The following is a 4,071-nucleotide window of genomic DNA, read 5'->3' as shown; positions in this document are numbered from 1 at the left end:
ACTGGGTTGGGGCGCCGCAGCTTACATGATTGCCCCGCCGACGTTCGCTAATGCGACAGAACCAACATTCCGTCGTTTGATCAACAACGCGACAGAACCTTGACGGTTTGACGCGATACTTCGAGCCGATCGGCCAGGTTGGCCTGGCTCCATCCACGTTCGGCGCGTAGTTCACGAATTGTGTTATTCATCGCTCCATCATCCACCGGCGGATCAAGCCGACAATGAGCCAGGAGTAGCCGAAAGCTTTAGGGCCAGAGATGCTCTATCGTGGACGTTTAATTTCTGGTAAACATTCTGTATAAAATTTCGGACTGTAGACGGCGCCACGTTGAGTTGGCGTGCTACTGCTTTGTGAGTCAGACCTTGCCCATATAACAATGCAGCTTTTAACTCCCGCGGAGTTAGTCCACATGGTTCGATGCGGTGTGCTCGCACCAACCATACAGATTCGAGACACTGGACGGTAAGTCGAACGGGATGACTAACGAAATTATAATAACCATCCGTTTCGAGCGTTCGTTGCAATAATTCAGGGATGCGGTAGCCCTTCCAAGAGGCGAACTCTGCACGTAAGTACTCGTCGAACTGAGAGGTGCAGAAGTTTAGCAATCCAGAGTAAGAAATAATTGCAAAGGGAAAGGCAGGTTCAGCACCTTGAGTCAACGCACGATTTATCTGCAACGCTTGCTGAAGGTGGGGAGCAAACCCCTCAATACAACGTTGGTCTGCATACGTAAACTGATCGTCGTCGCGCGCGCGGTATAGCGAAAGTCCCTCTAGCAAACCCGATATCTCATTGATGGTTGCGATGACAAGTCCATTCAAATGGCGGAAGCGCACAGTGTAGTCAAGAACAACTGCGACTTCTGCATCCGAAAAGAGACGTCGAGCGTTGAAGTTGCATGCAATTCCTGGAGAGTTCGATACTGCGGACAAAACCCGATCAAGACGAGCGACTTCTTCCCAATGCACGTTCACTGCTTCAGGCTCTCGGTGATTTAGTGAGGTACGGACCTCAGCACCGCCACGAGTTGTATCAACTCCAATCAAACGTCCCGAATCAAAAGGAACTAGCGCCTTTATACGTTCAAACACTGCGATTTGGAACCTGTCGATTGATTCAGAACGGCAATCTTTGTACAAGCTCAACAACTCACTGTTGAAGGAAGTCATGGCGAGACTGCGTTATTGCTCAAGTGTAGCGGGTGCCATTCCGAAAAGGGAACTTCCAGATGCGGAAAATGCCCGGCGTCGACGGTTTTAGACTTAGCTTGTGGAAAGCGCATTTGCAACTCATGGACAGTCTTTGAAATCGGTACCAGCGAATCTGCTCGGCCGAATATCGCCGTGACCGGACCTGTGTAACGTCCCAATATACACTCCCGCGTTGCCAAAAAACTATTTACGGTTATTTGAAAAAAATGCGGGTCGAACATCTCAGCATCACCAAGCAATGCCATAAACTGATCCACTTTAGTGCGATTTAACTCTCCCAAAAGCCGTTCAAAAATGTGCGGTATTGCGAAGAGTTGGCCCACCATCGGCCACAGCGTTTCGACTGAGGGGCAAGAGCGATAACCCTTCAGGACCTTGGATAGCTGGTCAGTTGGGCGTGCAGCCAGCTCTGCCTCGGCAAGCCCTGCATATGCTGCGCCTACATCGAATACCGGCGCGAGCAGCACCAAGCTACGAACCTTCTCGGGATACGAGCACGCCAAATTTGCGCCGATCTGCGCTCCAAAGGAACTCGTCAGCAAGTGAACAGGCCCTCCACAGGCTTGCACGCACTCATCGAGTTTTTGCATTGCTGCGCTCAGCAGGTGAGGCCAGGGATTATCAGGGTTTTCCCGGGGCTGATCCCACCAAATAATGTCGTTAACGTGGCTTAAGTGGAGTCGCTCGAATTTTGCCGAACTGCAAGGGCCGCCATGGACAAACAATATCGTATTAGTGGACATTTTCGCGCGATCGAGAGATAGAAAGGAAAAACATGCAACAGTGACAAACGCTTAACTTTTCGGTCACTGAGGGCTTTCGACTCATATTTTACCTGAAAGGTCCATAGTGCAATTGCATCATGTTCTAAAATGTTTATCCGACCTACCATTAAAGCAATAACCTAGTTCGGCCGAACTCAACATCGTTGTGATGTTCATGCTGATAAGACAACCTTGCACGGAGTGCTAAATGTTTCGAAAATCGATTGTTGTTGGTATGATATAACGATATAAATTGAAGCCGTATGCCTGACGCCAGGTTGAAGCGTAGCCGAATCTGACGATTCTTTCGATACGAATCGTAGCCGATGCTTAGCGCCCGATTTTTCGGTTTTTCCTATTCACTCCTAATGGGCTGTACTGTATCTATGTACAGTATTAATAAGCGCTTGCGGAATCTGGGTGCCCGGCGCACGACGGCTACGCAACGCGCTTCCTGCCTACTGTAATTACCAGGAAGCGGACAAGCCCTTTGCGTAGACCATGCAGGTTTAAAATTGAATTAAAGTGAGATCACCATGAAAAACAAATTCCAAACCGGCTCTCCGCTCATAAAATTGTTTTGCGTTCGTCCAATGACGCTCCAAAGTTCCACAACTTTCGATCCGAAAAGGCGCCTCATACTGTCTGGCGTTCACGCCGCTGCGACGACTGTCGCTCTGGGACTAGTGGGCTGTGGCGGAGGAGGCGCGGATTCTGCCAATACCTCGCCTAGCAGTTCCTTACCAACTCCGCCTAGCAGTTCCGTACCGACTTCGCCGGCGGTTGAAGCATTTTCAATCAAAGGGGCTCCCTCGTCAGTGGCGCCCTTCTCGGATATAACTGTAACGATTCCAGACTCGAGCGCAGCGCGTTACTCCGGACGCTGGATCTTGTCAGATGCGATTTCGATACCGGTCGTCTTCCAACCTAGATCATCCGGGTCCAGCATTGTCGTGCTCGCTCCTGCGGGAGCCTTCGATTCTTACTGGATTGGCAAGGAAGGTTTGGTTAAATTGGAGCTCACTCGCGACCTCGCCGGCGTGACGGAAAAATCGACGGTAAGCATTAATGTCACAGCAATGCCGGCGAGCATCTATAAGCCGGGAACTGTAGCTCTTGTTGTCGCCAGAATCGCTCAAAGTATCATGACACAAGCTAGCTCATCGCTGTTGCAATCGACCTCGGCATCGATCTACAGGGCGAACATCGCGCAAACATTCGGTAGCGGCAGCCCGCCTGCGATGACGGACATGAATATCGATCAACTCAAGGTCCTGGACCGTCTCTTGTTATCTTGGCTTCTCGCGCTAGGCCTCGATATCACCGCATCGCCCAAGTTCAAGAGCCAAGCCAGTCTTCGGCACATGGCGCCACCAGACATCTTTGGCGGAGCGTCGAGCACAGACATCTCGCTTTTCGACGACCTTGCGGCGATGACGAACGCACTGGCCAGCAAAGCGCGCGAGTCAGCTGGTAAGCTGATCACTGCCGGCGGTGTTGCTGTAGCCGTAGGTCTTACGGTGGCAGCGGGTACCGCCCTTGGAGGGGGGTTGATCGTTGGCGGTGCCGCAGCTATTGGTGCTGGGCTGATGTTCGGCATGGCTGAGGGTTTTGTTTTTGACAATGCCATCAACTTTGCTGGCAATGGCACATCAAAGCAAATCGAGTGGGGCAAGACCGCGAAGTTCTACGGCGAGCAGTTACTCAGCAATTTTACTGAAAACGTACTCGCTAAAAACTTCGGTTCCAAGGAGCTGCTGACCGGGCCCGGGAGCAGGCTTTACGCTTTCGCCGTGGATACCACTAAATCCTTTATATCGGCCGAAATTGCATCAAAGATTGCTGTTGCCACATCACGTATTCTTGGAGTTGTGGTAGATGTAAAACCTTTGCCGCCATACAAAGCGACGTGTCGATCTCCTGAAGTGGTGGGCCCGAATGTAGATTTGAGCTTGCCACTTTGCCCTCGATGACGTTTGCGGTGTCGTAAGCCGGAACCCTGGAAATTTCCGTCATAGGCGCGAAGGGTTCTGTCGCATTAGCGAACGTCGGCGGGACAATCATGTAAACTGCGGCGCCCGAACCCAGG

Annotated in this window: 4 protein-coding genes; 1 reads left to right on the top strand and 3 read right to left on the bottom strand. The window is 51.4% G+C overall.

The annotated features are described in order from the left end of the window. Window positions 1-80 precede the first annotated feature (80 nt). The 3 genes from PO883_RS33870 to PO883_RS33860 are packed head-to-tail and all read right to left on the bottom strand — an operon-like array spanning window position 81 to window position 1,961. Entirely contained in the window at window positions 81-191 is a 111-nt protein-coding gene (locus PO883_RS33870; RefSeq protein ID WP_167090998.1) for a helix-turn-helix transcriptional regulator, read from the bottom strand. Between the two features lie 22 nt (window positions 192-213). Beyond that, on the bottom strand, window positions 214-1,176 hold the full coding sequence (locus PO883_RS33865) for a LuxR C-terminal-related transcriptional regulator (RefSeq protein ID WP_167090996.1): 963 nt from the start codon (window positions 1,174-1,176) through the stop codon (window positions 214-216). Further along, window positions 1,173-1,961: an alpha/beta fold hydrolase gene (locus PO883_RS33860; RefSeq protein ID WP_289313707.1), complete on the bottom strand. Its 789-nt coding sequence runs from the start codon at window positions 1,959-1,961 to the stop codon at window positions 1,173-1,175. Before PO883_RS33860 ends, PO883_RS33865 begins: the two co-directional genes overlap by 4 nt. Before the next feature lie 974 nt (window positions 1,962-2,935). Between PO883_RS33860 and PO883_RS33855 the strand changes: the two genes are divergently transcribed. Next, window positions 2,936-3,955: a hypothetical protein gene (locus tag PO883_RS33855; RefSeq protein ID WP_289313706.1), complete on the top strand. Its 1,020-nt coding sequence runs from the start codon at window positions 2,936-2,938 to the stop codon at window positions 3,953-3,955. The last annotated feature ends 116 nt before the right edge of the window (window positions 3,956-4,071 follow it).

The organism is Massilia sp. DJPM01, from assembly GCF_030348125.1.
GTDB lineage: Bacteria > Pseudomonadota > Gammaproteobacteria > Burkholderiales > Burkholderiaceae_D > Telluria_A > Telluria_A frigida.
This window is presented reverse-complemented; position numbering and strand designations above follow the sequence as displayed.